This is a genomic window from Stutzerimonas sp. LR2, assembly GCF_055755175.1.
Window position 1 is genome coordinate 1 of sequence record NZ_JBVTRR010000095.1, and the last position, 598, is coordinate 598.

The following is a 598-nucleotide window of genomic DNA, read 5'->3' on the forward strand; positions in this document are numbered from 1 at the left end:
GTGAATACCCTGATCCCGATTTCAATCGGCCAGCTTAACCGCATCGTCACGCCGTTCGAACGCCCTACCGTTCAGCGTTTGCAACTGTCTGATGTCAAAGTCAGCGTGCAAGGTAATGTGATCTATGTGTCCACGAGCTCCACCAACCCGGTCGCGCTGTATGTCAGCGAAAAAGGCGACGAAAGTGTCGCCCTGTCTTTGTCTCTGGTTCCGCAAAAGATTGCACCAGTCCAGGCCTCGTTAATGCTTTCTCGCAAGGTGGGTAACGCTCCGACTGCGTCAGGTTATGCGCAGAATGTGATGTACGGCGGTAGCGAAGCCAAAGCCCGTAAATGGGAGCAGAAAGACAGCTACGTCGAAACGATCCGTAACATCTTACGCGCCGTTGCGCTGGGCGATATTCCACCAGGCTATGCAATGGGCAGTTTAGGCCGTGGTCATAGCATCCCGAACTGTAATTTCAGTACAGGCACTGCACAAGACAATATCAAATACAGCTTTGCTGGCGGTCAGTATATTCAAGGCAGTCAGTTCAGTGTCATCGTTGGGGTTGCACAAAATACCGGCGCTTCGACTATCACGGTAGACGAGTCGCTTT

The 598-nt window shown here is 52.2% G+C and carries 1 pseudogene; it reads left to right on the forward strand.

The features are described 5' to 3' along the window. Positions 1-598: pseudogene (locus ACVRRC_RS22235) on the forward strand (hypothetical protein); the annotation flags it as partial.